This window comes from Caballeronia sp. M23-90 (assembly GCF_053574605.1).
Genome location: NZ_JBSIPA010000755.1, coordinates 1 through 1,742 on the forward strand (window position 1 = coordinate 1; position 1,742 = coordinate 1,742).

Here is a 1,742-nt window from a genome sequence, read left to right on the forward strand (position 1 = left end):
TCGCGACGGGCGGCAGCACCACGCCAAATCGCGCATGCGCTTCGCGCACCGGCGCAAAAGAACGCCGATGATGCTCGCAAGGCCCATGGTCGAGCAGCGCCTTCAGATGCTGCGGCGTGCCGTATCCGGCGTGAGCATTGAAGCCGTATGCGGGATGTGTATCGTGCAATTGGAGCAGCATGCGGTCGCGCGTGACCTTGGCCAGAATCGATGCCGCCGATATCTGCGCAATCAGCGCGTCGCCGCCGATGACGGCAACGGAACGCATCGACAAAGTCGGGCACCGGTTGCCATCGATCTTCGCGACCGTCGGCGTGACCGACAGCCCTTCGACCGCGCGTTTCATGGCGAGCATGGCGGCGTGGAGAATATTGATGGTGTCGATTTCCTCGACACTCGCCGATGCCACGCAATACGCCAGCGCGCGATCGATGATCTTCTCGTACAACTCCTCGCGCTTCTTGGCACTCAGCACTTTCGAGTCATCGAGGCCGCGAATCTTCGGTTTCGACGGATCGAAGATCACGGCCGCCGCAACCACCGGGCCGGCGAGCGGACCACGGCCGGCTTCGTCGACACCGCAAATGAGGTCGGACGGGGAATCGAAGTCGAACTCTGGCTGATTCGCGCGCCTGACCACGCCCTTTACGACGATCTTAGCCATTACCGCGGCCTCCTCGTTTCCAGCACCTGCGCCACAGCCTCCGACGCCCGTTGCGCCGTATTCTGACGCAATACATGATGCATTTCGGTGAAAATTTCTGTGAGTGTCGCGCGGTTTGCGTTGTCGTTCAACTGCTTGAGCGTTGCATCGGCGAGCGCTTCGGGCGTGGCGAAATGCTGCAGGATCTCCGGCACGACAAAACGCCCCGCCAGAATATTCGGCAAGCCGACATACGGCAGATAACCCTGGCGCTGCATGATCTGGCCAGTCAGCCAGGGCACCTTGTACGAAATCACCATCGGCTTTTTCAGCAATGCCGCTTCGAGCGTCACCGTGCCGCTCTTGACCAGGATGGCGTCGGCGGCGGTCATCGCGACCTGGGCCTTGCCTTCCGTGATGGTCAACGCCAGATCCGGATGCGCCGCCACGAGCGGTTGCAGCAGTTCGCGCAACGCGGCGGTCGCCGCCGGCATCACGAATCGCACGCCGGGTTCGCGTTGCTGCATCAGCGCCATCGCTTCGAAAAACGTCGGGCCGATCAGCGTAATCTCCGAGCGCCGGCTACCTGGCAACACGGCGATGATCGGACCACCCGCGGTCAGACCCAGTTCGCGGCGGGCGGCATCGACGTCGGGGACGAGCGGGATTTCATCGGCAAGCGGATGGCCCACATAAGTGGACGCTATGCCCGCCTTTTCCATCAGCGCCGGTTCAAACGGAAACACGCACAGCATGTGATCGACGGCTTTGACGATCTTCTTGATCCGCCCGCCGCGCCACGCCCAGATCGACGGACACACGAAATGCACGGTCGGAATGCCGGCATCGCGCAACGCGTGTTCGAGACCAAAATTGAAATCAGGCGCATCCACGCCGATAAACACCGACGGTGGCTCGGCAAGCAACTGGCGCTTGAGCTCGTTGCGAATGCCGAGAATCTCGGGAATGTGCTTGAGCGCTTCCACATAGCCGCGGACGGTCAGCTTCTCCAAGGGCCAGTGGGCATCGAAACCGGCGGCCGTCATGCGCGGACCTCCAATGCCGCTGAACCGCGTACCCGCAGGCAAGCGCGCGTTCA

The 1,742-nt window shown here is 62.2% G+C and carries 2 protein-coding genes; both read right to left on the bottom strand.

The window, feature by feature from the left end; translation table 11 throughout:
• Positions 1-664 (bottom strand): ribonuclease HII (gene rnhB, locus ACRXB1_RS35530; RefSeq protein WP_449494711.1); only part of this gene is annotated, 664 nt, incomplete at its 3' end.
• A partial coding sequence (gene lpxB, locus ACRXB1_RS35535) for a lipid-A-disaccharide synthase (protein ID WP_449494712.1) occupies positions 664-1,742 on the bottom strand: 1,079 nt, incomplete at its 5' end. The genes rnhB and lpxB, both read right to left, overlap by 1 nt.